Origin of the sequence: Arthrobacter sp. 2RAF22 (assembly GCF_052115325.1) — a bacterium.
Taxonomy (GTDB): Bacteria; Actinomycetota; Actinomycetes; order Actinomycetales; family Micrococcaceae; genus Arthrobacter.
Genome location: NZ_JBFRGL010000010.1, coordinates 32,447 through 54,540, shown reverse-complemented (window position 1 = coordinate 54,540; position 22,094 = coordinate 32,447). Strand labels below are relative to the sequence as shown.

Here is a 22,094-nt window from a genome sequence, read left to right as displayed (position 1 = left end):
TTTCTCCGATTCGTCCGGCCGTTTTTTGTTCCTGCGCCACCGTCATTAGACATTCACCGACTGGGGAGTGCTTTTGGTGGCCTCATCGGCCAACTGGCGTTCCTTCTTGCCCCAGGTTTCGCGGGTAGCCAATGCAGCCCAGAGGCCGATCGCGGCGTACAGGCCGAAGAGCACGGCCGGGCCCATCCAGCCCATGGCGACGAAGAGCAGGGTGGTGATGAAGGGGGTGAAGCCGGAGATCGTGGCCGAGATCTGGTAGGCCAGTGAAGCGCCGGAGGCACGGGTCTTCGCTTGGAACAACTCGGGGAACCAGGCGCCCTGGGCGCCGGCGAGGGAGTTCTGGCAGACGCCGTAGGAGACGGCGATCGTGGCAATGATGAAGATGAACAAACCGGTGTTGACCAGCAGGAACATCGGGATGGCAAACAGCACGGCGAAGGCGCAGGACCAGATGTAGACGGGGCGCCGTCCGATCCTGTCCGTGAGCCGCGCCCAGGCCTGGGTTGCGAAGATGCCGATGGCCGAAGCGATGCAGAGAGCCACCAGGGTCTGGGTTTTATCGGCCAAATGCTGGCTGTTCAGGTAGGAAATCATGTACGTGATGGAGACGGCGTAGCCCGCGGTCTCGGCGATCCGGAGGCCGATGCCCTTGACGATGTTGCGCCAGTCGGTCTTCAGGACCTCCACGATGGGCGACTTCACGATTGCGCCGCTGTCCTTGACCTCGTCGAAGACGGGAGATTCCGGGACCTTGGAGCGGATGATCAAGCCAACGACAACCAAGACGATGCTGGCGAGGAACGGGATGCGCCAGGCGAGTTCGCCGCCGAGCTGGACGCTGACAAGGAAGACCAGGTTTGCCAGCAGCAGGCCCACTGGGAATCCGGCCTGGACGATGCCGGTGTACTTTCCCTTCTTCTTCCAGGGCGCGTGCTCATAGCTCATCAGAATGGCTCCGCCCCATTCGGCTCCGAAGGCCAGGCCTTGGACGATGCGGACGAACACCAGCAGTGCCGGAGCCAACAGGCCCACTTGGGTGTAGGTGGGAAGCAGGCCGATCAGGAAGGTGGCCACCCCCATCAGGATGAGGGAAGCCACGAGGACCGGCTTGCGACCCAGCTTGTCGCCCAGGTGGCCGCCGATGATGCCGCCGATGGGACGGGCCGCGAAGCCGACGCCGAGGGTCGCGAAAGCGGCGAGGGTGCCGGTCACGGGATCGCCCGTGGGGAAGAACGCCGTTCCGAAGTACAGGGCAGCCGCGGTGCCGAATCCGATGAAGTCATAGGTTTCGATAACCGCGCCCACTCCGGAGCCGATGGCGACGCGCCTGGCGTCCTTGGTGCCGTGGACCGGACCGCGCATGGTCAGAGCTTCTTTGCTCATTGGTGAATCCCTTTCGAAGAGCGACTGAGGCTAGGCGCTTCAGCACTGTCGACTGTTAACACATGATACGCCAGTGTGACCTGCATCATCCATTTCTGTCAACAGTCAACTTCAAGGGTTGACTGTTAACAGTTAACTTAGCTACTGTGGTTCCCATCACTACTGCCTTCGGGCACGACTGGAGGAAACGAAGATGTTCAACTCCCGACTCGGTTGCTCGTCCATCAGCTTCCGGCACCAGGATCTGCCCGCCGCCCTGCGCACCATCGGCGGTTTGGGCTTTGAGGAAATCGACCTCGGCGCGCTGCCGGGCGTCTGCGATCACGTTCCCTATGAGCTTGATTCCGACGCCGTCTCGGCCGTGACCGCGGAGGTCGTCGCCTCAGGGTTGCGGGTCCGTTCGGTCAACGGCGATATAGGAGACCTCAACGCAGCGCTCGACGCCGGCCAGCGCGCCGCCCGCGAAAGTCACCTCGACGCACTCCTCACCCTTACGGCCAACACCGGGGCGAAGGCCTTGGTCCTCCCGTGCGGAGCGTTGTCCCACGATCCCGTCCGCGGCCTCGACGAGGACCTGGACACCATCGCAGCCCAACTCGTCGGTGCCGGACAGCGCGCGGCGGAGTTCGGCGTCGAACTCTGGACAGAATCGCTGCACTTCCTCCGGTTCTGCTGGAACCTGGACCGCGCAGAACAGCTCGCCACGCGGCTGGCGGGCTCCGGCGTCGGGATTGTCATGGACTTCAGCCACATTGTCGCCGCGGGCGAAGATCCGCTGGAGTACATCGAACGCCATCGGGGCCGGATAGCCCATGTCCACTTGCGGGACGCCGTTCCGGGCAACATCAACCTGAGCATCGGAAACGGCCAGGCGGACTTCGCCGCCGGACTCAGCTCGCTCGCAGCCACCGGTTACAGCGGCCATTTCTCGCTCGAGCTCGAAACCCGCGACGTCACCCACGACGAGCGTCCGGCAGCGGCCGCCAAAGCCGCCAGCTTCATCACAGACCTCATCTGACTTTCACACCAACAAATTCAAGGAGCATCATGACCACCACCATCCAGCGCACCGCAGTCCTCACCGGGGCAACCTCGGACCGGGGAATCGGCATCACCACCGCACGCCGCTACGCCAATGACGGCTGGGCCGTCGTGATCCTGGACCTCGACGGCGAGAAGTCCGCCAAGGTCGCGGCGGAAATCGGCAACCAGTTCAACGTCCCCGCGTTCGGTTACGAGATCGACGTCGCCAACGAGGCTTCCGTCACCGCGGCGTATAACGCAGTCGCCGCCGAGATCGGCGCAGGCAACCTCCCCGCCGTCGGCGCCCTCGCCAACATCGCGGGCATCACCTCGCCTGTACCGTTCCTCGAAACCACGCTGGAACTGTGGCACAAGATCATGGACGTCAACGCCACCGGCACCTATTTGGTGACCAAGGCCTTCCTGCCGGACATGATCGCCAACGGCTGGGGCCGCATCGTGAACATGTCCTCCGTCTCCGCCCAGCGCGGGGGCGGCGTCTTCGGCAAGGTCCCGTACTCCGCCGCAAAAGCCGCCATCCTCGGCTTCACCAAGGCCTTGGCACGCGAAATCGGCGCCACCGGCGTGACCGTGAACGCCATTACTCCGGGCGCCGTGGACACGAACATCCGCGTCGGCAGCACCGACGAGCAGGAAGCCGCCATCAACGCCGGGATTCCCCTGGGCCGCAACGCCACCACCGAGGAAATCGCGGCCGTCATCACGTTCCTCTCTTCCGAGGAATCCGCCTACCTCACAGGCACCACCATCGACATCAACGGTGGAAGCCACATCCACTAGCAGCCCCCGCATCCGTAGCCGAAAGAGCCCACGATGACCAAAATCTTCAATGATCCCGCCGATTTCGCAGACGAAGCCCTCGCCGGCTTCTGCGACCTCCACTCCGGCCTGGTGCGCCAGGTTCCCGGCGGCGCAGTGCGCCGCCGTCGTCCCGAGCAGCCCAAGGTGGCCGTCCTGGCCGGCGGCGGGTCCGGGCACTACCCGGCATTCGCCGGACTCATCGGCGCGGGACTGGCCGACGGCGCCGTCGTGGGCAACATCTTCACCTCGCCTTCCGCCCAACAGGCCTATTCCGTGGCCAAGGCTGCGGATTCCGGGGCCGGCGTGGTGTTCACGTACGGCAACTATGCCGGGGACGTCCTGAACTTCGGCATGGCCAGCGAGCGCTTGGCTGCAGAAGGCATTGCCGTGGAAAACGTGCTGGTGACGGACGACATCGCGAGCGCACCGCCGTCGGAATCCGCGAAACGCCGCGGCATCGCGGGCGACTTCACGGTCTTCAAGATCATGGGCGCCGCCGCCGAAGCGGGAGCCGGACTGGCCGACGTCGTGCGCTTGGGCCGCAAAGCCAATGACCTGACCCGCACCATCGGCAGCGCCTTCCATGGCTGCACCTTCCCCGGCGCCGAAGCGCCCCTGTTCACGCTGAACGACAAGCAGATGGGACTTGGCCTGGGCATCCACGGCGAGCCCGGATTGTTCGACACCGAGCTCCCGCCGGCCAAGGAACTCGGCCAGGAACTCGTCGCTCGGCTGCTGGCGGAAACCCCGCACGGAGCGGGCAACCGCCTCGCCGTCATCCTCAACGGACTTGGCTCCACCAAGCACGAAGAACTCTTCGTCCTGTGGCTGACCGTGGCCCCGTTGCTGCGTTCAGCCGGCTACACCTTGGTCATGCCGGAGGTCGGCGAACTGGTCACGAGCCTGGACATGTCCGGCGTCTCCCTCACCATCACGTGGCTCGACGAAGAACTCGAACCGCTGTGGACAGCACCCGCTGAAACACCGGCTTACCGGCGCGGCAACGCCACCCTTGCTGGCGGTTTGCTTTCGGAGGAGGCGTACGACGGCGGCGCTGAGGCTATCGCTTTCGCGGCCACCCCGGACTCGCGCAACTACGCCGCGAGCTGCGCGGACGCGCTCGAGGCGGCGCGGAAAGCACTGCACGACGCCGAATCGCGCCTCGGCGACATGGACGCGGTAGCGGGCGACGGCGACCACGGCCGCGGAATGGTACGCGGAATTGACGCCGCAACCGCGGCAGCGGTTGCTGCGTTGGCCGGTGGCGCGGGAGCCGGCGATATGTTGGGTGCCGCAGGCGATGCCTGGGCGGACAAAGCGGGGGGAACCTCGGGCGTTCTGTGGGGCGCAGGCCTCCGCGCCTTCGGCGAATCCCTTGGCAACGACGAGGCGCCGGAACCGGCTGGACTCGCCGCAGCCGTGACAGCGTTCGCCGCGCGGATCACCGAACTGGGCAAGGCCGAGATAGGCGACAAGACCATGGTGGATGCCCTGCTCCCCTTCGCCGAAACCTTCAGCGAGCGCGTCTCCGAGGGTGTCCTTCCGGAGCGTGCCTGGGCTGAAGCTGCCTCGGCGGCCACCTCGGCTGCGCAAGCTACGGCCGCGCTCCGTCCCCTCAAAGGACGGGCCCGGCCGCTCGCCGAGAAAAGCCTGGGCACAGCAGACCCCGGAGCCACGTCACTGGCGATGATCTTCACCGTCATGGGCCCGCATGTTGTGAGTGCCGGGAAGGTCACGGCATGACCACGAAACGTTTCCGACTCATCCTGGGCGCCGACGAAGCAGGCGTGGACTACAAAGACCGGATTATGGCGGACTTGCGGGACGATCCGCGGGTCAGCGAAATCATCGACATCGGCGTCAACCGCAGCGACTCCACCGAAGAATTCACCACGCCCTACCCCTACGTAGGGATCAAGGCCGGCGAACTCATTCGAGACGGCCATGCAGACCGTGCCATCCTGTTCTGTGGTACCGGAATCGGCGTGGCCATCGCCGCGAACAAAGTGGACGGCATCCGCGCCACCACGGCCCACGATTCCTTCTCCGTGGAGCGGTCCATCCTGTCCAACGATTGCCAGGTGCTCACCATGGGCCAGCGCGTCGTCGGGGTGGAACTGGCCAGCAGGCTCGCACGGGAATGGCTCGGCTACGCCTTCGACCCAACGTCGGCGTCGGCGGACAAGGTCAAGGTGCTCACCGATTTCGAAGGCTGCTGAGTCGTCCTGCCCCCTCCCAACTGACTGACAGTTGTTGTCGTTTTGAGCCCTCATAACGACAACAACTGCGAGCTAGTTGGGTCCTGCAGCGCCGGGGTGGGCCTGAATTTGGGCTAGGCGTAGGGTGGAATGTGGACGATAGGAGCATTTCATGAAGAAAATCCTCATGGTACTAACCAGCGTTTCCGAGCTTGGCGATACGGGAAAGAAGACCGGCTACAACGTGGCCGAGGCTGCACATCCTTGGAAGGTCTTCAAGGATTCCGGACACTTCGTCGACTTCGCATCCATCCAGGGCGGTCAGCCCCCGCGCGACCAGGTGGACTCGAAAGATCCCATCCAGGTTGCCTTCACGGAAGACGAGGCCACACGGGCCGGCCTCTACAACACTGCCCGCGTGGACGTTGTTGATCCGGGCCAGTACGACGCAGTCTTCCTCGTGGGAGGCCACGGCACCATGTGGGACTTCCCGGACAGCGAAGGACTCCAGAAACTTGTGGCGAGCGTCTACGACGCCGGCGGTGTGGTGGGCGCGGTCTGCCACGGACCCGCGGGCCTGGTGAACGTGGACCTGGCCGACGGCTTCAGGCTCGTCGGGGGCCGGGAGGTGGCCGCCTTCACCAACGACGAAGAAGTTGCCGCAGGAATGGACAAGGTCATCCCGTTCTTCTTGGCCGATCGGCTCAAGGAACAGGGTGCGATCCACGTCTTCGCCGACGTCTTCGCAGAGAAGGTTGTCGTCTCCGACCGCTTGGTGACCGGGCAGAACCCTGCCTCCGCCGCGGGCGTAGCGAAAGAGATGGAGAAACTCCTCGCGGAGGTCATCCATCAGGAAAAGGCCGAAGAACAGCAGGAATCGGAAGCCTTGCGCGCAGAAAAGGACGCCAAGAAAGAAGCCAAGAAAGCTGCCGCAGCAGGCACAGAGCACTAACACCGGCAGCGTTTTGACACTGGCGGCCGCTCCGACGACGGGGCGGCCGCCAGGGTCGTCGGAGCGATCCCCAGTGTCGTCGACGGCCTGGAAACGACCCGCACATACCGATCAATTTCCCGTTTGCCCTTGACAAGAGTTCCCTGAACCGGTTCAGTAGAGATAACAAAACCGGTTCAGTGACCCCAATCACCAAGTGGCAATGAGGCAAACATGACAGTGACCATCAACGACGTTGCGCAGGCAGCCGGCGTGAGCAAGGGTGCCGTCTCGTACGCGTTGAATGGGCAGCCCGGCGTCAGTGATGACACCCGGGAGCGCATTCTCAGGGTAGCCCGGGAACTAGGGTGGAAGCCGAATCTTCGAGCCAAGAGCCTGTCTTCTGCCAAAGCCTTCGCCGTCGGACTCGTGGTGGCAAGGGACCCCCGGCTTCTGGGAACTGATCCCTTCTTCCCCGCATTCATCGCCGGGATCGAGACCACCTTGGTCGAGCACGAATACGTCCTGGTCCTGACGGTGGCCGCAAGCGCCGACGCCGAGAAACTGGGCTATCGGAAGCTGGCTGCCGACAGCCGCGTGGACGGCGTCATCCTCACGGACATGAGGGTTGACGACTCCCGGATCGCTTTGTTGACGAGCCTCAAGATTCCGGCCGTCACCCTTAACCGGCCCGAAACCCCCTCGCCGTTCCCTGCTGTCTGCATGGACGATACCGAAGGCATTGCGGCCGCCGTCGAGCACCTCGTTTCCCTGGGACACACCAAAATCGGCCACGTGGGCGGACCGCAGAGTTACATCCACGGCCGAAGCCGGCGCTTGGCGTGGCAAAACGCCATGGCGAAAGCCGGGCTCGGGGCCGGTTCCTTCATCGAGGCGGACTTCACCGCAGCGGGCGGATTGGCGGCTACCGCGGAATTGCTTCGCTCGGCCCAACGGCCAACTGCGATCATCTACGCGAACGACCTGATGGCCACCGCCGGACAGTCCTACGCCCAGTCCCTCGGACTGGCGGTTCCCGATGATCTATCCATCACCGGCTACGACGACACCGAGCTCGCCAGGTACCTCAATCCTCCGTTGACGACTGTCCCCGCCGATCCGCTGCTCTGGGGGCGGGTTGCCGCCCAGCAGCTGCTTAGCCTCCTCGGCGGAGCCCCTGCGGAAGACGTCTATCTGCCATCTCCAAAACTGGTAGTCCGCGCATCCACTGGGCCGGTCCCCAGCATGCCGAATAAATAATCCTTACTAATACCGATCTACCCGCAATTGGGTGGGGTTATTTGCCATTCCCGTTTGACGGCAATGTCGCCACCGCATTTTCAGTTTTTACCCGCAAAAGGAGTTGCAATGAAGCACGGAAAAATTAGTTCGAGAGTCCTCTCCCTTACCGCTATTGCCGTTATCGGAGCCGGCCTGGCCGCATGCGGTGGAGGCGCCTCCAGCAGCACGGCTTCTGGAGCGAACTCCGCCACCACGGCCAAGGGTCCCATCAAGATCTGGTACTCAAACAACGAGTTCGAGGTGAAGTGGGGCAAGGACATGGTGGCCTCCTGGAACGCCGCCCACCCCGACCAGCAAGTCGATGCCCAGGAAATCCCGGCAGGCAAGAGCTCCGAAGAGGTCATCGGGGCGGCAATTACCGCCGGCAACGCCCCCTGCCTGGTCTTCAACACGGCCCCGGTAGCTGTTCCGCAGTTCCAGAAGCAGGGTGGCTTGGTCCCGCTGGATTCCTTCCCGGACGGCGCACAGTACATCAAGGACCGCACCGGCGATCTCGCCAACCAGTACAAGTCCTCCGACGGCAAGACGTACCAGCTTCCGTGGAAGTCCAACCCGGTGGTCCTCTTCTACAACAAGGACGTCTTCGCGAAGGCCGGCCTGGACCCGGAAAAGCCCAAGCTTGCCACGCAGTCCGAGTTCCTGGACACTGCCCGCACCCTCGTGAAGTCCGGCGCCGTCGCCAATGCCGTGTGGCCTTCGCCCACGAGCGACTTCTACCAGCCCTGGTTCGATTTCTACCCGTTCTATGCAGCCAATTCGGGTGGGACGACCCTGCTCAAGGATGGCAAGTCCACCTTCAACAGCGATCAAGGCAAGCAGGTCGCCACCATGTTCCAGACCCTCTACAAGGAGAACCTGGCATCCAAGGAAGCGTACAAGGGTGACTCCTTCGCCGACGGCAAGGCCGGCATGTCCCTCGCAGGCCCCTGGGCCGTCGCCGCTTACAAGGGCAAGGTGAATTGGGGCACGGTCCCGGTCCCGGGTGCGCAAGCCCAGACCGACGGCTCCACCTTCTCCGACGCCAAGAACATCGCCATGTACTCCTCGTGCAAAAACCAAGGAACCGCCTGGGAGGTCATGAAGTTCGCCACCAGCAAGGAACAGGACGGCAAGCTCCTCTCCGGAACGGGCCAGATGCCGATGCGCAAGGACTTGGCCACCACGTACGCGGACTACTTCAGCCAGAACCCGGCCTACAAGACCTTCGCCGACGAAGCCGCACGCACGGTGGAAGTTCCCAACGTGACCAACTCGGTGCAGATCTGGCAGACCTTCCGGGATGCCTGGAGCAAGTCCGTGATCTTTGGCAACCAGAGCATCGATGACGCCTTCAAGGGTGCATCCGACAAGATCAACCAACTGGCAGCCCAGAAGTAGCAGGCGAATCCCCATGTCACTTCGCTCAGCTGGGGTTCCCGCTACGGGAGACTCTGCGGGGCGGGCTGTGGACCAGCGGCCGGCGCCCAGGAAACGCAAGAACTTCCTGGGCCGCCAGCCACTGGGACTGCTGTTCAGCGCCCCCTACGTCATCTTCGTCCTTGCGGTGCTGGCCTACCCGCTCGGGTATGCCGTCTACATCTCCTTCCACCAGTTCTTCTTCACCGCTCCGGGCGTCCAGGTTGACCGTCCCTTCGTGGGGTTGGACAACTACATCACTGTCCTGTCCGACCCCGAAGTGCAACGTTCCTTCGCCAACATCGGCATCTTCCTGATCATCAACGTGCCGCTGACCGTGGGGCTATCCTTGGTCCTAGCCAACGCCTTGAACCGCGTGACGCGGCTCAAGACCTTCTTCCGCGTCAGCTACTACGTCCCGTACGTCACGGCGAGCGTCGCCGTCGTCGGAGTCTGGCTGTTCCTGTTCCAGCAGGACGGGCTGGTCAACGCCATTCTGGGCCCGCTGGCCCCGAACCCCTCGTGGTTGACGAACTCCTGGCTGGCAATGCCAACAGTGGCCCTGTACGTGACGTGGAAGCAATTGGGATTCTTCATCCTGCTGTACCTGGCGGCCCTACAGAACATCCCGGACGAGCTCTACGAATCCGCCTCGGTGGACGGCGGGAACAAATGGGTCCAGTTCTGGAACATCACCGTTCCGGGAGTGCGCTCGGCCAGCGTGCTGGTGACCCTGCTCGCCACCATTACCGGAGCCAACCTGTTTACCGAGCCCTATCTGCTCACCGGCGGAGGCGGACCGGACGGAGCCTCGACCTCGCCCGTGTTCCTGATGTACCAGAAGGGAATCCTGCAGGGGAATCCCGATGTGGCCGCAGCCCTCGGTGTGGTGCTCGTGATCGGCGTGCTGCTGATCGCCTTGATCCAGAAACGCCTCGTTGGCGGGAAGGAGGACTGACGTGTCGATTTTCAATAAAGCGCCTCTCAGGAACGACGACGACGACGCCCGCAGGCCACGTGCCGGCGCCTCCGAAGGAGCGACGTCCGAAGCCGGTTCCAGTGCTGAGGCACCTGTATCCACGGCCTCCCGCAAAGGCAGTTCCGTGGCGAAGCGCAAGAACCTCGGCGTGGGCAGCTTCTTGCTGCTGGCCCTGGGAGCCTTCGTCTTCCTGTTCCCGTTCTACTACATGTTCATCGGCTCGCTGCAGACTTCCCCGGACACTTCGGTGGGCGGAGCWTTCCCTAGCCCGGCGAACATCACCGGCGAGAACTACAGCAACATCAACAACTCGATCGACCTGCTGAAAGGCCTGGTCAACTCGGGTATCTTCACCGGTGGCGTCATCTTCTTCACGGTGGTCTTCGGGCTCCTTGTGGGCTACGCGCTCGCCCAGATGCAATTCCGCGGCAAGGGGGTTGTCTTCGGAATGATGCTGCTGGTGCAGATGATCCCGTTCCAGCTCCTGCTCATTCCGCTGTACGTCATGATCGTGCGGGACTACGGACTCGCCGACACGTACCTGGGCATGATCCTGCCGTTCGCGATCAATTCCACCGCAGTGTTCGTGTTCCGTCAGTACTTCATGCAACTCCCCTCCACCTTGTTCGAGGCCGCCCGCATCGATGGAGCCAGCGAGCTGAGGATCCTTTGGCAGATCGCGATCCCCCTGGTCCGGCCCGCCATTGTCACCGCAATCCTGCTGACCTTCATCGGTCCGTGGAATGAGTTCCTGTGGCCGTTCCTCGTCACCAAGGACCAAGCCATTCAGCCCCTCGCCGTCTCCCTGGCGAACTACATCTCGAACATCGCCGCCACGGCATCCAACCCGTTCGGCGCCATCCTTGCCGGTGCCTGCGTCCTCGCGGCGCCCGCCGTCGCGTTGTTCATCTTCTTCCAGCGCCAATTCATTTCCACCAATATCGGTTCAAGCGTAAAGGGCTAAGCTCTATGACTTCCTCAACTTCAGCACTCCCCACCGTCCCGTTCACCCTCACCCGCGCCGGCGTCATCATGACCCCGGAGGACGGGAACGAGTTCGAAGCCGAAGGCGTCCTCAACCCGGCCAGCGGCCGCGGACCCGACGGTGAGCTGTACCTCCTGCCGCGCCTCGTGGCGAAGGGCAACGTCTCCCGCGTCGGGCTCGCCAAAGTGATCATCGGCGACGACGGCGTGCCGTCCGGCGTCGAGCGCCAGGGCGTTGTCCTGGCACCGGACGAAGGGTGGGAACGGGGCCTCAACAATGCGGGAACGGAAGATCCCCGCATCACCTGGGTACCGTCCCTCGGCCGCCACCTCATGACCTATGTTGCCTACGGACCGCTTGGTCCCCGCCTGGCCTTCGCCCATTCCGAGGACCTGCGCACCTGGGACCGCCTGGGTCCCTGCCATTTCGAGTACCAGGCGGACTTGTCCATGGACTTGAACCTGTTCGCGAACAAGGACGCCGTGTTCTTCCCGGAACCGGTCAACGATCCCGACGGCGTTCCCTCCTACGCCCTGCTGCACCGCCCCATGTGGGACCTCGGCTGGATCCGCGAGGGCGAAGGCGAGCACCTGCCCGCGGGCCTCGATGACAACCGCCCGGGTATCTGGATTTCCTATGTCGCAGTTGCCGACGTCGAGAAGGACATCCGCAACCTCGTCCACATGCGCAAGCACAAGCTCGTGGCCCTGAGTGAGTTCCCTTTCGAAGAACTCAAGATCGGCGGCGGACCGGCACCTATCCGGGTCGACGAGGGCTGGCTCCTGATCTACCACGGTGTTTCCGGATCGATGGAAAAGTCCGCCTTCGACCACCAGCAGAACGTCAACTACACAGCCGCTGCGATGATCCTCGACAGTGACGATCCCTCGATCGTCATCGCCCGCAGCGACAAGCCGCTCCTGGCACCGGAAACGGAAGACGAGATCTCGGGAATCGTCCCCAACGTCGTTTTCCCCACGGCGATAGAGAAGATCGGCGAGCAACTGTTCGTCTTCTATGGCATGGCTGATTCGAAGATCGGCGTGGCACGCCTGGACCGCGCGTAAAAGCAGTACCGCTTCATTAGTCCAGCCCTTCTTCCATGCCCCCTAGGAGTTAGACATGACACCTCCCCTTGTTTATGCACGGCTGAAATCCGCCCCGGTGGCAGTTGTTGCAACGCTGTCGATGCTCCTGGCCGGGGCAGGCGTGGCCTCGGCGACGCAGCCGGTTCCGGCCGCTGCGTCGCAGGCGCCGGCCGCGGCACCGCAGGCGCCGTTGACCAACTTGTCCCACCTGAATTTCCTGCTGGACACTGTTCCCCTGCATGCCGTGGAGGGCCACACGACGTACCAGATCGGTGAACATCCCGCGGCACAAGCACCGTGGACGTACGCCAACAAGAATGCCGACGGCAGTTACACGCGGGTAGGCGGAGGTTCCAAGGACCCGGCCACGGGCAACTGGAGCCAGGGAGCCTTCAACGCGGACGACATTGCGCGCACCGCCGTCGTCTACTTGCGCCATTGGCAGCAGACCGGCGATGCCTCGAGCCGCACCCGTGCCTTCGACCTGTTGCGCGAGCTGGCGTATTTGCAGACAACATCCGGCCCCAATGCCGGCAACGTGGTCTTGTGGCAGCAAGCCGATGGCACACTGACGCCGAGCGCCAAGCCTGTGGAACTTCCCGACCCCAGCGACTCGGCCGAGTCCTACTGGCTTGCGCGGACCGTGTGGGCGCTGGGCGAAGGGTATGCGGCGTTCAAGTCTGCCGATCCCCAGTTTGCCGCCTTCCTGCAGTCCAGGCTTGATCTCGCCGTCGGGTCCCTGAACAAGCAGTCGCTCGCCAAGTACGGGAAGTACGACGTTGCCGACGGTGCCAAGGTCCCTGCCTGGCTGATCACCGGAGGAGCGGACGCCTCGGCGGAAGCCGTGCTCGGACTCTCCGCCTACTCAAAGGCCGCGCCMGACGACGGCGCTGCCGCCACCGCGCTGAACCAGCTTACCGAAGGTGTCGCCGGGATGTCCTCGGGATCAGTTCAGCAGTGGCCCTTCGGCGCGATTCTTCCGTGGAACCAGTCCCGGACACTCTGGCACGCTTGGGGCGGAATGGCCGCGGCCGCCGTCGCGAACGCGTCCCCGGTACTGCATCGCCCCGATCTGTTGACGGCTGCGGTGAAGGACTCCGCCCAATTCACTCCGCAGCTCCTCGCCGCCGGTGGACCGGACAATGCCTGGAGCCCGACCCCGGGTGAGGCGCAGATAGCCTATGGCGTGGACTCGCGGGTCGAAGGACTCGTGGCGACCGCAAGAGCCGCTAATGCTCCCGGCCTGCTGGACGTCGCGGCAGTTGCTGCCGGCTGGTACTTCGGTGCCAACCGCAGTGGAAAGCCCGCCTACAACCCGGCAACAGGTACCGCGATCGACGGCATCGAAACCGACGGACGCGTCAACCCCAACTCCGGGGCGGAATCCACCATCCACACGTTGTTGTCCATGCTCGCCTTGGACGCCAATCCGGAGCTCAAGGCCAAGGCCTTGGGGATCAGCAGCACCGTGGGGACGGACGGACTCAAGGTGGCCGAGGCCGAGACCGGCACCATCAGCGGCGGCGCAGTCGTCAAACCCGCCTCCGCCTGGACCGGTGAGGCGAACTGGTCCGGCGGCGCATACGTCGCCCTCAACGCGGGCGGCACCCTGAAGATCACGGTCCCGGTCTCGGACCAGGCACGGAACGCATACCCGATCGTGAACCAGCGCCCGGAAGCCGCCGGCACGACGTCGTGGACATCCGGGACCACATTCCTCGGCAGCACGCCCAACGGTGGCGCCGGGGAGCAAGGCATCACGGCAGCTCCGGGCAAGCTCTTCCCGTTCTCCCTTGACCACGCAATCCCGGCGGGCCAGGACAGCCTGACCGCCAAGGCCGGAAGCGACGTGTCGATCGACGGCGTGCTGCTGCAGCCGCAGATTTCCTCGGTTTCCGTCTCCGGTTCCGGAGGCCAATCGACCCTGTACATCAGCGCGGCCCCGGGAAGCATCGATCGAAAAGTGGACATGCCCCAAGGCTTCCATTTGAGCCAGGAGGCCTTTGACGCTTCCGGCAAGCCCGTCGCACCGGGTCCAGACCAGAACGGCGCAGACCACTCCGGCCGCGTCACTGTAGCCCCGGGTGGGTTCACCTGGGTAACGCTGGTCCGCAACTGACAGTTATCACCACAGGAAGAACCAATGCAGAAAATCACCAAAGAAGCCTTGCTCCACAGCTACGAGGGAGCACTCACGTTCAGCAATCCGCTGACCGACACCATTTCTACCGACCAGTTTTCCGCCGCGTATCCCGAGCACCCGGAATGGGCGGTGGGACCGTTCCGCAAGGACGATTCCCTGACGTTCCGGCAAGTCCAGGACTGGGCCGATCCGACCGGCATCGGCTGGACCGCGGATTCAATCTTCAATCCCTCCGTCATGGAGCGGGACGGCAAGCTCTACCTCTTCTACCGCGCATCCCCCCGCAAGGAATCGGTCTCGAGCCGTATCGGCGTCGCCGTCTACCATCCCGAAACCGGGTGGCAGGACAGCCCCTCCAACCCGGTGATCTACCCCACCCAGGACAATGAGATCCTTGGCTGCGAAGATCCCAAGGTTTACCACGCCAATGGCCGCTACTACATGTTCTACAACGGGATCTGGACGATCGACCGCGGCGAGGAGCAGGCCGGCCAAGACCCGGATGTCTATCCCTTGGGCGACGTCGGCTGCGACATCAATGTCGCGGTGTCCGACGACTTGATCCACTGGGAAAAGCTCGGCCTGGCTGTCCCTTACGAGGTTTCGCGGTTCTGGGCGAAGGGGGCGGTCATCCCCCGGAACGCCCAGGGCGACGCCGTCAAGATCGGTGGGCACTACCTGATGTATCTGTCCGAGGGCTGCGGGGGGACCACGCATGTGGGACGGTCCACGGACATGGTGAACTGGACGTTTGAACCGCAGGAGTACCTGGACCTTGGGCCGCTGGGCGGCTCACTGCACGAAGTGGCTTGCGCCATTGTCGACGACGGCGGCAACCCCGGGACCGACGGTGGCAAGCTGGTCCTGGACTTCTTCTACGGCGACGCAGACGGCCAATTTTCCGCAGCGCAGGCGCTCTACGACGTGAACGAACCGTTCACCCAGAAGGCGATGCACAGGGGAGGCTCGCTGGCTTGGGGCGGCCTGCTCAAGTTCGGCGGAACCTGGATGTTCGCCCAAGGCTGGGATGCCCCGTCCGGATCGCGGGAGATGTATTTCTACCGGGCAGACCAGGGCTAAGAGTGACGCACCCCAGCACCATCGGCGCGGTCGTAGGTTTGGACATCGGCGGTTCGAAGACGCGCGGCATCAAATGGCTGAATGGCACCGCCGTCGCCGATACTTCCGGCGGCAGCGCCAATGTCCAGAACGTGAGCCGTGCCGAGGCCCGCCGCAATCTGGAGGGCGTCTTCGCCACCCTCCAGGGAGGGTCCGTTGCGCGGGTGGTGGTTGGTTCCGGAGGGATCGACACCCCCGAAGATGCGAACGCGCTGACGGAACTGATCCAACCATTGGCTCCCGACGCCGTCGTCTCCGTTGTCCATGACACGCGCCTGCTGCTGGCGGCCGCAGGTTGCAGCACGGGAATCGCCGTGATCGCCGGCACCGGATCCGCGGCCTGGGGCACTAACGGCGAGGACGAGGCGCGCGCGGGCGGCTGGGGCTACTTGCTTGGCGACGAAGGCAGCGGATACTGGTTCGGTCGAGAAGCGGTGAGGTACAGCCTTGAACGCGTGAACAGCGGGCTGCGCCCGGACGAACTGACGAAGGCGCTTATGAAATCTTGTGGACTCCTCGGCCCGGAAGGTTTGATCGCCCTTTTCCATGGCGACGCGGGACGCGAGTTTTGGGCGTCGAAATCATCGATTGTCTTCGAGTGCGCGGCCTCGGGGCATACCGCTTCCTTGGACATGATCCTCCAGGCAGGGGCCGATCTTGCCTCGTTGGCGGCGAAATGCGCTGGGCAATTGAACATCGAGGGGCCCATCGTCCTTGGCGGTGGCCTCGGGATGAACCAGCCCACTTTGCAGGCGGCCATGCGGATAGCCCTTGCTGCCCGGGGTCTCCACACTCTGCAGGTTCTGACCCAGGATCCGGTCTTCGGCGCTCTGCATCTTGCGTCCCACTAGGCACCGCTGTGATGAGTCTCACTAGCAACAAACGCCGTTCTGGCTTGAGCCGTCCGCGCCTCGCTGTGCACTATGGAAAAGCTGTACGGCGGCCTTCGCACTGGCGCGATGGCCGGATATCCGGATTCATGAATGGAAGCACTGAACAATGACGTTTGAAACTGCCGACTCCGTAACCCTCAAGATTTGGGACCGCTCAACCACCCACCACACGCTGGACGCACTGGTGCACGACTTCTCGGTGCGCCACAACACCTCCAAGGCCAGCATCGCGGTCACCTGCAGCGGGCCCAACACCTTCACTGTCAGCCTGACCGGCAGCGCTGCCAAGGCCACGTCCTTCGACGCGCAGTCCCTGTAACGGCACCTTCGAGGCACGAAGCGACGACGACGGCGGGAGTCACCTCCCGCCGTCGTTCGCTTTTCCGGGCTTCTTCGAAGTGAAGGGTCAGGCGCGGGAGTGCTCCGAAAGGAGCGCGTCGATCTGGCCGGCGGCCTCCTTCATTCCCTCCTCCATACCCATGTCGATCATCTTCTTCATCTGATCTTCTGATTCGAAGATGGACAGGATGGTCATGCGGGTGCGGTCGCCTGTCTCCTCGATGGTCACGATCGCGTGGCCGGCACCTATCTCCTCGACGGGTGCGCCATTTTCGTCGGCAAAACCGTCGTCGAACTCCAGCCTGTTCGGAGCTTGGACGGACGTGATGCGCCACCAGCCGCGGGGCTTCTCGCCGTCGGGACCCGTCATGTAATAGCTGGCCTTCCCGCCCGGCTCGAACTCGTACTGCTCGAACGTGGCCGGCCACGTGGGCGGACCCCACCAGCGCTCAAGCTGGCGCGGGTCTTCCCAGATTTGCCAGACCTGTTCGGGGCTGGCATCGAACTCAGCGACGAGGGTCAAGGTCAACGCTTCGGGATTCTGGGTGGAACTGATAACCGTCATTGCGGAACCCTTCCTATTTTTCGGCGAGGATGTCTGCGATCCGATCGACGCGCTGCCGCCAGATCGCCTCGTACTCATCGAGCAGCTGGCGGGCTTTCTGCAAGCCATCATGGTTACCCCGCACGATCTGCTCCCTTCCACGCTTCTCCTTCGTTACAAGGGAGGCGCGCTCCAAAACCGCCACGTGTTTCTGGACGGCGGCGAAGCTCATGGCGTAGAGGGCAGCCAAGCCGGACACTGAATATTCCCCGACAGTCACCCGCCGGACGATATCCCGGCGCGTGGCATCGGCAAGTGCCTGGAACAGGCGGTCAAGTTCGGTGTCGCTGAGCTGATCTACAACCATTTGGTTGTAGGATATTCCGATGGCGGAGGGGTGTCAACGGGCATGGATACTTTGCACTAGTCGAACTTCAGCGGAGTCCAGCCGAACGGAATCGGGCCGCGTACTCTTGCCCGGCTTCTATCGGCTTCGTCCGACCAACCCTGCCCGGACTTTGCCATGGGTGCACCACAGGCGCCCCGAGCCACCCGGAAGCCCACGTCTTCCAAGACGGCATCAGGAGCACTGCCGCGCCGCACCGACGCACGCACATTCCAGGCGTCGTCAGCCCAGCCACCGCCACGGAATGCCCTGTAGTCGCCGTATCTCGCGGGATCCGCATAGTCCCAGCACCATTCCCAGACATTGCCGAGCGTGTCGTAGGCGCCGAACCCGTTGGGAGCTTTAAGCGCCCCGTCGCTGGGCGCGGACAGCCCATCCTTCGCGGTCCAGGCAATCTCATTGAGCGGACCATAGTGCGGGCCAACCGATCCGGCACGGCATGCGTATTCCCATTCCGCCTCTGTGGGCAGCCGGTAGCCGTTGGCCGCGACGTTCCATTCGACGTTTCGTCCGGTGCGGGCATAGGCCGGGCTGATGCCTTCCGCTTCAGATGCCGCATTGCACCAGTCGATGGCCTCAAGCCAGGTGACACCGTGTGCCGGCGCGTCTGGAGAGTGACCACGGCTGGGGTCATTCTTGACCCCGGCAAACTCGGCTCGAGTGACCGCTGTCCTTCCAATCTCGAAGGCGACAAGGTCCACCGAGTTGGTGCGGCCGCTGCGCGCGTCCCGGAGTCCAATCTGCCCACCAGGCAGGCTGAGGAGGTCTGGCGGCTTGATGAGCCTCAGACCTCCGCCACGGGCGCCGCGAACTGGGCTTCGTAGAGCCGCGAGTACGCGCCACCGGAGGCCAGCAGCTCCGCATGGGTGCCCTGTTCCACAATCTGCCCGGCCTCCATCACCAGGATGAGGTTGGCGTCGCGGATCGTGGACAGGCGGTGCGCGATCACAAAGCTGGTCCGGTCAGACCGCAGGGCATTCATGGCCTTCTGGACCAGGACCTCGGTCCGGGTGTCCACGGAGCTCGTGGCCTCGTCCAGGATCAAGACCGACGGACGGGCCAGGAACGCCCGGGCGATGGTGAGCAACTGCTTCTCACCGGCGGAAACGTTGCTGCCCTCGTCGTCGAGCACTGTGTCGTAGCCCTCCGGGAGGGAGTGGACGAAGCGATCTACGTACGTTGCTTGTGCCGCCTCCAGTATCTCGGCTTCGGTGGCGTCTGGCCGTCCATAGGCGATGTTGTCCCGGATGGTCCCGCCGAACAGCCAGGTGTCCTGGAGTACCATGCCCATCCGCGAGCGCAACTCGTAGCGGGACATCGAGGCGACGTCGACGCCGTCGAGCGTTATCCGCCCGGCGTCGAGCTCGTAGAAGCGCATCATCAGGTTCACCAGGGTGGTCTTGCCCGCCCCGGTTGGCCCGACGATCGCCACAGACTGGCCGGGCTCGGCCACCAGGCTCAGATTCTGGATCAACGGCTTGTCCGTCGAGTAGGAGAAGGAAATGTCCTCGAACACCAAGCGTCCGCGCGTTACCTCGGGAACAGCGGAGGGCACAGGATCAGCGCTTTGCTCCTCGGTGTCGAGCAGCGCGAAGACTCGCTCGGCGGACGCGACGCCGGACTGAAGCAGATTGGCCATTGACCCAAGCTGGGCCAGGGGCTGCGTGAACTGCCGTGAGTACTGGATGAACGCCTGGACATCGCCCAACTGCATGGCGCCCGAAGCTACCTGAAGGCCACCCACCACGGCGATCCCCACATAGACGAGGTTGCCGATGAATGTCAGTGCCGGCATGATCAAGCCGCTGATGAACTGGGCGCCGAAGCTGGCCGAGAACAGTTCTGCGTTCTTCTCGCGGAAGCGCTCCTCCACTTCGCGCTGGCGGCCGAACACCTTCACGAGCGCGTGGCCGGTGTAGGTTTCTTCGATCTGGCCGTTCAGCTCGCCGGTGTTCTTCCACTGGGCCACGAACAGCTTCTGCGAGCGCTTGGCAATCAGCACGGTGGTCACGAGCGTCAACGGCACTGTGACCAGGGTGATCAGCGCCAGGATCGGCGAGAGCAGGAACATCATGAAGATGACGCCGGCCACTGTCAGCAGGGACGTGACTGCCTGGCTGATGGACTGTTGGAGGCTTTGTGAAATGTTGTCGACGTCGTTGGTCACGCGGCTGAGCAGTTCACCACGCTGCACTGAATCGAAATAGCGCAGCGGGAGCCGGTTGATTTTCGCTTCGATCTGCTCGCGGAGCCGGTACACGGTTCGCTGCACGACGCCGTTGAGCACGTACGCCTGGATCCAGCCGAACGCTGAGGCCAGGACATACAAGACCAGCACCCACAGCAGGATCGAGGACAACGCCCCGAAGTCGATTCCGACGCCGGGAGTCAGGTCCATGCCCTTCAACATGTCCGCTTTGGCGCCCTGGCCGGAAGCGCGCAGCCCGTCGATGACCTGTTGCTTGCTTACTCCGGCGGGAAGCTGCTTGGATACGACGCCGGCGAAGATCAAGTTGGTGCCCTCGCCGAGAAGCCGGGGACCGATCACGGACAGCGTCACGCTGGCCACGGCGAGGAAGAGGACCAGGGTCAGCCACAAGCGATCGGGCCGCAGCGTACCCAGGAGCCGCTTGGCCGAGGGCAGGAAGTTCATGGCCTTTTCGGCCGGGATGCTCATTCCCGCGAACGGTCCGCCACGGCCTGGTCCCATCGGGGGACGCTGCGGGCGGTTGGCGGTGCCTGCTGTGCTGCTCATGCCGCCTCCTCCGCTGCCAGTTGCGAGGAAACTATCTCGCGGTACGTTTCGGAAGTCTCAAGCAACTCTTCGTGGGTTCCGCGCCCCACCAGCCGCCCGTCGTCGAGCACCAGAATCTGCTCGGCGTCCGCGATGCTGGACACCCGCTGCGCAATGATGACCATGGTGGCGCCCGAAGTGTGGCGCTTGAGTGCCTGGCGGAGCCTGGCATCGGTGGCAGTGTCCAGCGAGGAGAAGGAGTCGTCGAAGATGTAGAGCTCGGGCTGCTTCACGAGTGCCCGGGCGATTGCCAGGCGCTGCCGCTGACCGCCGGAAACGTTGGTGCCGCCTTGCGAGATCGGAGCGTCAAGCCCGCCTTCCATCTCCTCGACGAAGTCCTGGGCCTGCGCAATGGAGAGGGCCCGCCAGAGTTCTTCCTCGGTGGCGTCGGGCTTGCCATAGAGCAGGTTGCTGCGCACCGTGCCGGAGAACAGGTAGGGCTTTTGCGGGACCAGCCCGATGTGCCCCCACAAGAGGTCCGGGTGCAGTTCGCGGACGTCGACGTCGTCGATCCGCACCGAGCCGCTGCTCGCGTCGAAGAGCCGTGGCAGCAAGTTCACCAAGGTGGTCTTGCCCGCGCCCGTGCTGCCGATGATCGCCGTCGTCTGGCCAGCGCGTGCCCGGAAGCTGATGCCGCTCAGGACGGGCTGCTCGGCACCCGGGTAGGCGAATCCGACGTCGAGCAATTCCAGCTCGCCGCGGCCTGCGGTCTCCGTCACCGGGTTCGCGGGAGGCTGCACGCTCGATTGGGTCTCCAACACCTGCCCGATGCGGTCAGCCGACACAGCCGCACGCGGGATCATGACGGCCATGAACGTAGCCATCATGACGGACATGAGAATCTGCATGAGGTAGCTCAGGAAGGCGATCAAGGTTCCTACCTGCATGGATCCGTCATCGATCCGGAACGATCCGAACCAGATCACGGCCACGCTGGAGACGTTGAGCACCAGCATCACCACCGGGAACATGAGGGCCATGAGCCGCCCCGCGCGCAACGCCATCTCCGTGACGTCCCGGTTCGCGGAGGCGAAGCGTTCCGCCTCCATGTCCTCGCGCACGAACGCACGTACCACGCGGATGCCGGCGAGCTGTTCGCGGAGCACGCGGTTCACGGTGTCGATCCGGACCTGCATCTTGCGGAACAGCGGAACCATCCGGCTGACAACGAGGCCCACCGCAACGAGCAGCACGGGGACGCTCACGGCAATCAGCCAGGACAACTGCGCATCCTGCCGGACGGCCATGATGACCCCGCCGATGCTGAGCATGGGCGCCGCCACCATGAGGGTGCAGGACATCAGGACGAGCTGTTGGACTTGCTGCACGTCGTTGGTGGAGCGGGTGATCAGCGACGGCGCACCGAAGCGGGTGACCTCCTGCTCGGAGAACTCCCCCACCCTGGTGAAAATGGCCCCGCGCAGGTCCCGCCCCAGGCCCATGGCGGCTTTCGCGCCGAAGTACACGGCTGTGATCGAACACGCGATCTGCAGGAGGGTGATGAGCAACATGAGGCTGCCGGTGCCCAGGATGTACCCGGTATCCCCCTTGGCCACGCCTTCGTCAATGATGTCGGCATTCAGTGTGGGCAAGTACAGCGACGCGATGGACTGCGCCAACTGGAAAATGACGACGGCGATCAGTAGCCGCCGATGTGGCCGCAGGTACTGAACGAGAAGTTTCCAGAGCATCGTTCTCCAACTCACGTAGTGATTCGAAGGCCAGTCTACGACTGGTTGCTGGGGGCAAC

20 protein-coding genes are annotated in these 22,094 nt (G+C 63.8%); 14 read left to right on the top strand and 6 right to left on the bottom strand.

What is annotated here, in order from left to right; all coding sequences use genetic code 11:
* Window positions 1-45: 45 nt before the first annotated feature.
* On the bottom strand, window positions 46-1,383 hold the full coding sequence (locus AB4068_RS09880; RefSeq protein WP_059389415.1) for an MFS transporter: 1,338 nt from the start codon (window positions 1,381-1,383) through the stop codon (window positions 46-48).
* A 193-nt stretch (window positions 1,384-1,576) separates the two neighbouring features.
* Between AB4068_RS09880 and AB4068_RS09875 the strand changes: the two genes are divergently transcribed.
* From AB4068_RS09875 to AB4068_RS09810, 14 genes are all read left to right on the top strand, one after another.
* A complete protein-coding gene (locus AB4068_RS09875; RefSeq protein ID WP_441433275.1) occupies window positions 1,577-2,401 on the top strand; it encodes a sugar phosphate isomerase/epimerase family protein in 825 nt (274 codons plus the stop codon).
* Window positions 2,402-2,430: 29 nt separating this feature from the next.
* On the top strand, window positions 2,431-3,207 hold the full coding sequence (locus tag AB4068_RS09870; protein ID WP_441433274.1) for an SDR family NAD(P)-dependent oxidoreductase: 777 nt from the start codon (window positions 2,431-2,433) through the stop codon (window positions 3,205-3,207).
* Between the two features lie 33 nt (window positions 3,208-3,240).
* Window positions 3,241-4,971, top strand: coding sequence for a dihydroxyacetone kinase family protein (locus AB4068_RS09865; RefSeq protein ID WP_441433273.1), 1,731 nt, complete (start codon window positions 3,241-3,243; stop codon window positions 4,969-4,971).
* Window positions 4,968-5,447, top strand: coding sequence for an RpiB/LacA/LacB family sugar-phosphate isomerase (locus AB4068_RS09860; RefSeq protein ID WP_307053914.1), 480 nt, complete (start codon window positions 4,968-4,970; stop codon window positions 5,445-5,447). Before AB4068_RS09865 ends, AB4068_RS09860 begins: the two co-directional genes overlap by 4 nt.
* Before the next feature lie 151 nt (window positions 5,448-5,598).
* The gene (locus AB4068_RS09855) at window positions 5,599-6,378 is read left to right on the top strand and encodes a type 1 glutamine amidotransferase domain-containing protein (RefSeq protein ID WP_441433272.1); all 780 of its coding nucleotides are present in this window, start codon (window positions 5,599-5,601) and stop codon (window positions 6,376-6,378) included.
* Between the two features lie 213 nt (window positions 6,379-6,591).
* Window positions 6,592-7,617 carry a LacI family DNA-binding transcriptional regulator gene (locus tag AB4068_RS09850; protein WP_441433271.1) on the top strand — a complete coding sequence of 342 codons (1,026 nt, stop codon included), beginning with the start codon at window positions 6,592-6,594 and terminating at the stop codon, window positions 7,615-7,617.
* A 108-nt stretch (window positions 7,618-7,725) separates the two neighbouring features.
* The gene (locus tag AB4068_RS09845; protein WP_059389409.1) at window positions 7,726-9,036 is read left to right on the top strand and encodes an extracellular solute-binding protein; all 1,311 of its coding nucleotides are present in this window, start codon (window positions 7,726-7,728) and stop codon (window positions 9,034-9,036) included.
* Between the two features lie 13 nt (window positions 9,037-9,049).
* Complete coding sequence (locus AB4068_RS09840) at window positions 9,050-10,012, top strand: carbohydrate ABC transporter permease (RefSeq protein ID WP_059389408.1); 963 nt, start codon at window positions 9,050-9,052, stop codon at window positions 10,010-10,012.
* Between the two features lie 229 nt (window positions 10,013-10,241).
* On the top strand, window positions 10,242-10,997 hold the full coding sequence (locus tag AB4068_RS09835; protein WP_253257461.1) for a carbohydrate ABC transporter permease: 756 nt from the start codon (window positions 10,242-10,244) through the stop codon (window positions 10,995-10,997).
* A gap of 5 nt (window positions 10,998-11,002) precedes the next feature.
* Entirely contained in the window at window positions 11,003-12,085 is a 1,083-nt protein-coding gene (locus AB4068_RS09830) for a glycoside hydrolase family 130 protein (protein ID WP_059389407.1), read from the top strand.
* A gap of 55 nt (window positions 12,086-12,140) precedes the next feature.
* Window positions 12,141-14,225, top strand: a complete 2,085-nt coding sequence (locus AB4068_RS09825; protein ID WP_441433270.1) for a hypothetical protein — start codon at window positions 12,141-12,143, stop codon at window positions 14,223-14,225.
* Between the two features lie 24 nt (window positions 14,226-14,249).
* Entirely contained in the window at window positions 14,250-15,329 is a 1,080-nt protein-coding gene (locus AB4068_RS09820) for a family 43 glycosylhydrolase (protein ID WP_059389404.1), read from the top strand.
* Window positions 15,330-15,331: 2 nt separating this feature from the next.
* Window positions 15,332-16,219, top strand: coding sequence for an N-acetylglucosamine kinase (locus tag AB4068_RS09815; RefSeq protein WP_441433269.1), 888 nt, complete (start codon window positions 15,332-15,334; stop codon window positions 16,217-16,219).
* 148 nt (window positions 16,220-16,367) lie between these two features.
* Complete coding sequence (locus AB4068_RS09810) at window positions 16,368-16,580, top strand: hypothetical protein (RefSeq protein ID WP_059389402.1); 213 nt, start codon at window positions 16,368-16,370, stop codon at window positions 16,578-16,580.
* Window positions 16,581-16,667: 87 nt separating this feature from the next.
* On the opposite strand, the gene AB4068_RS09805 is transcribed toward AB4068_RS09810, so the two are convergent.
* The 5 genes from AB4068_RS09805 to AB4068_RS09785 are packed head-to-tail and all read right to left on the bottom strand — an operon-like array spanning window position 16,668 to window position 22,035.
* A complete protein-coding gene (locus AB4068_RS09805) occupies window positions 16,668-17,165 on the bottom strand; it encodes an SRPBCC family protein (RefSeq protein WP_441433268.1) in 498 nt (165 codons plus the stop codon).
* Between the two features lie 13 nt (window positions 17,166-17,178).
* Window positions 17,179-17,511: an ArsR/SmtB family transcription factor gene (locus AB4068_RS09800; protein WP_441433267.1), complete on the bottom strand. Its 333-nt coding sequence runs from the start codon at window positions 17,509-17,511 to the stop codon at window positions 17,179-17,181.
* Between the two features lie 56 nt (window positions 17,512-17,567).
* Entirely contained in the window at window positions 17,568-18,329 is a 762-nt protein-coding gene (locus tag AB4068_RS09795) for a formylglycine-generating enzyme family protein (protein WP_441433308.1), read from the bottom strand.
* A gap of 5 nt (window positions 18,330-18,334) precedes the next feature.
* Window positions 18,335-20,305, bottom strand: a complete 1,971-nt coding sequence (locus tag AB4068_RS09790) for an ABC transporter ATP-binding protein (RefSeq protein ID WP_441433266.1) — start codon at window positions 20,303-20,305, stop codon at window positions 18,335-18,337.
* Window positions 20,302-22,035, bottom strand: a complete 1,734-nt coding sequence (locus AB4068_RS09785; RefSeq protein WP_441433265.1) for an ABC transporter ATP-binding protein — start codon at window positions 22,033-22,035, stop codon at window positions 20,302-20,304. The genes AB4068_RS09790 and AB4068_RS09785 overlap by 4 nt, the downstream gene beginning before the upstream one ends.
* Window positions 22,036-22,094 lie beyond the last annotated feature (59 nt).

Excerpts from the sequence above, each read along its gene's own strand:
- AB4068_RS09880 (WP_059389415.1), bottom strand. The coding sequence starts at position 1,383 with ATGAGCAAAGAAGCTCTGACCATGCGCGGTCCGGTCCACGGCACCAAG.
- AB4068_RS09875 (WP_441433275.1), top strand. The coding sequence starts at position 1,577 with ATGTTCAACTCCCGACTCGGTTGCTCGTCCATCAGCTTCCGGCACCAG.
- AB4068_RS09870 (WP_441433274.1), top strand. The coding sequence starts at position 2,431 with ATGACCACCACCATCCAGCGCACCGCAGTCCTCACCGGGGCAACCTCG.
- AB4068_RS09865 (WP_441433273.1), top strand. The coding sequence starts at position 3,241 with ATGACCAAAATCTTCAATGATCCCGCCGATTTCGCAGACGAAGCCCTC.
- AB4068_RS09860 (WP_307053914.1), top strand. The coding sequence starts at position 4,968 with ATGACCACGAAACGTTTCCGACTCATCCTGGGCGCCGACGAAGCAGGC.
- AB4068_RS09855 (WP_441433272.1), top strand. The coding sequence starts at position 5,599 with ATGAAGAAAATCCTCATGGTACTAACCAGCGTTTCCGAGCTTGGCGAT.
- AB4068_RS09850 (WP_441433271.1), top strand. The coding sequence starts at position 6,592 with ATGACAGTGACCATCAACGACGTTGCGCAGGCAGCCGGCGTGAGCAAG.
- AB4068_RS09845 (WP_059389409.1), top strand. The coding sequence starts at position 7,726 with ATGAAGCACGGAAAAATTAGTTCGAGAGTCCTCTCCCTTACCGCTATT.
- AB4068_RS09840 (WP_059389408.1), top strand. The coding sequence starts at position 9,050 with ATGTCACTTCGCTCAGCTGGGGTTCCCGCTACGGGAGACTCTGCGGGG.
- AB4068_RS09830 (WP_059389407.1), top strand. The coding sequence starts at position 11,003 with ATGACTTCCTCAACTTCAGCACTCCCCACCGTCCCGTTCACCCTCACC.
- AB4068_RS09820 (WP_059389404.1), top strand. The coding sequence starts at position 14,250 with ATGCAGAAAATCACCAAAGAAGCCTTGCTCCACAGCTACGAGGGAGCA.
- AB4068_RS09810 (WP_059389402.1), top strand. The coding sequence starts at position 16,368 with ATGACGTTTGAAACTGCCGACTCCGTAACCCTCAAGATTTGGGACCGC.
- AB4068_RS09805 (WP_441433268.1), bottom strand. The coding sequence starts at position 17,165 with ATGACGGTTATCAGTTCCACCCAGAATCCCGAAGCGTTGACCTTGACC.
- AB4068_RS09800 (WP_441433267.1), bottom strand. The coding sequence starts at position 17,511 with ATGGTTGTAGATCAGCTCAGCGACACCGAACTTGACCGCCTGTTCCAG.
- AB4068_RS09790 (WP_441433266.1), bottom strand. The coding sequence starts at position 20,305 with ATGAGCAGCACAGCAGGCACCGCCAACCGCCCGCAGCGTCCCCCGATG.
- AB4068_RS09785 (WP_441433265.1), bottom strand. The coding sequence starts at position 22,035 with ATGCTCTGGAAACTTCTCGTTCAGTACCTGCGGCCACATCGGCGGCTA.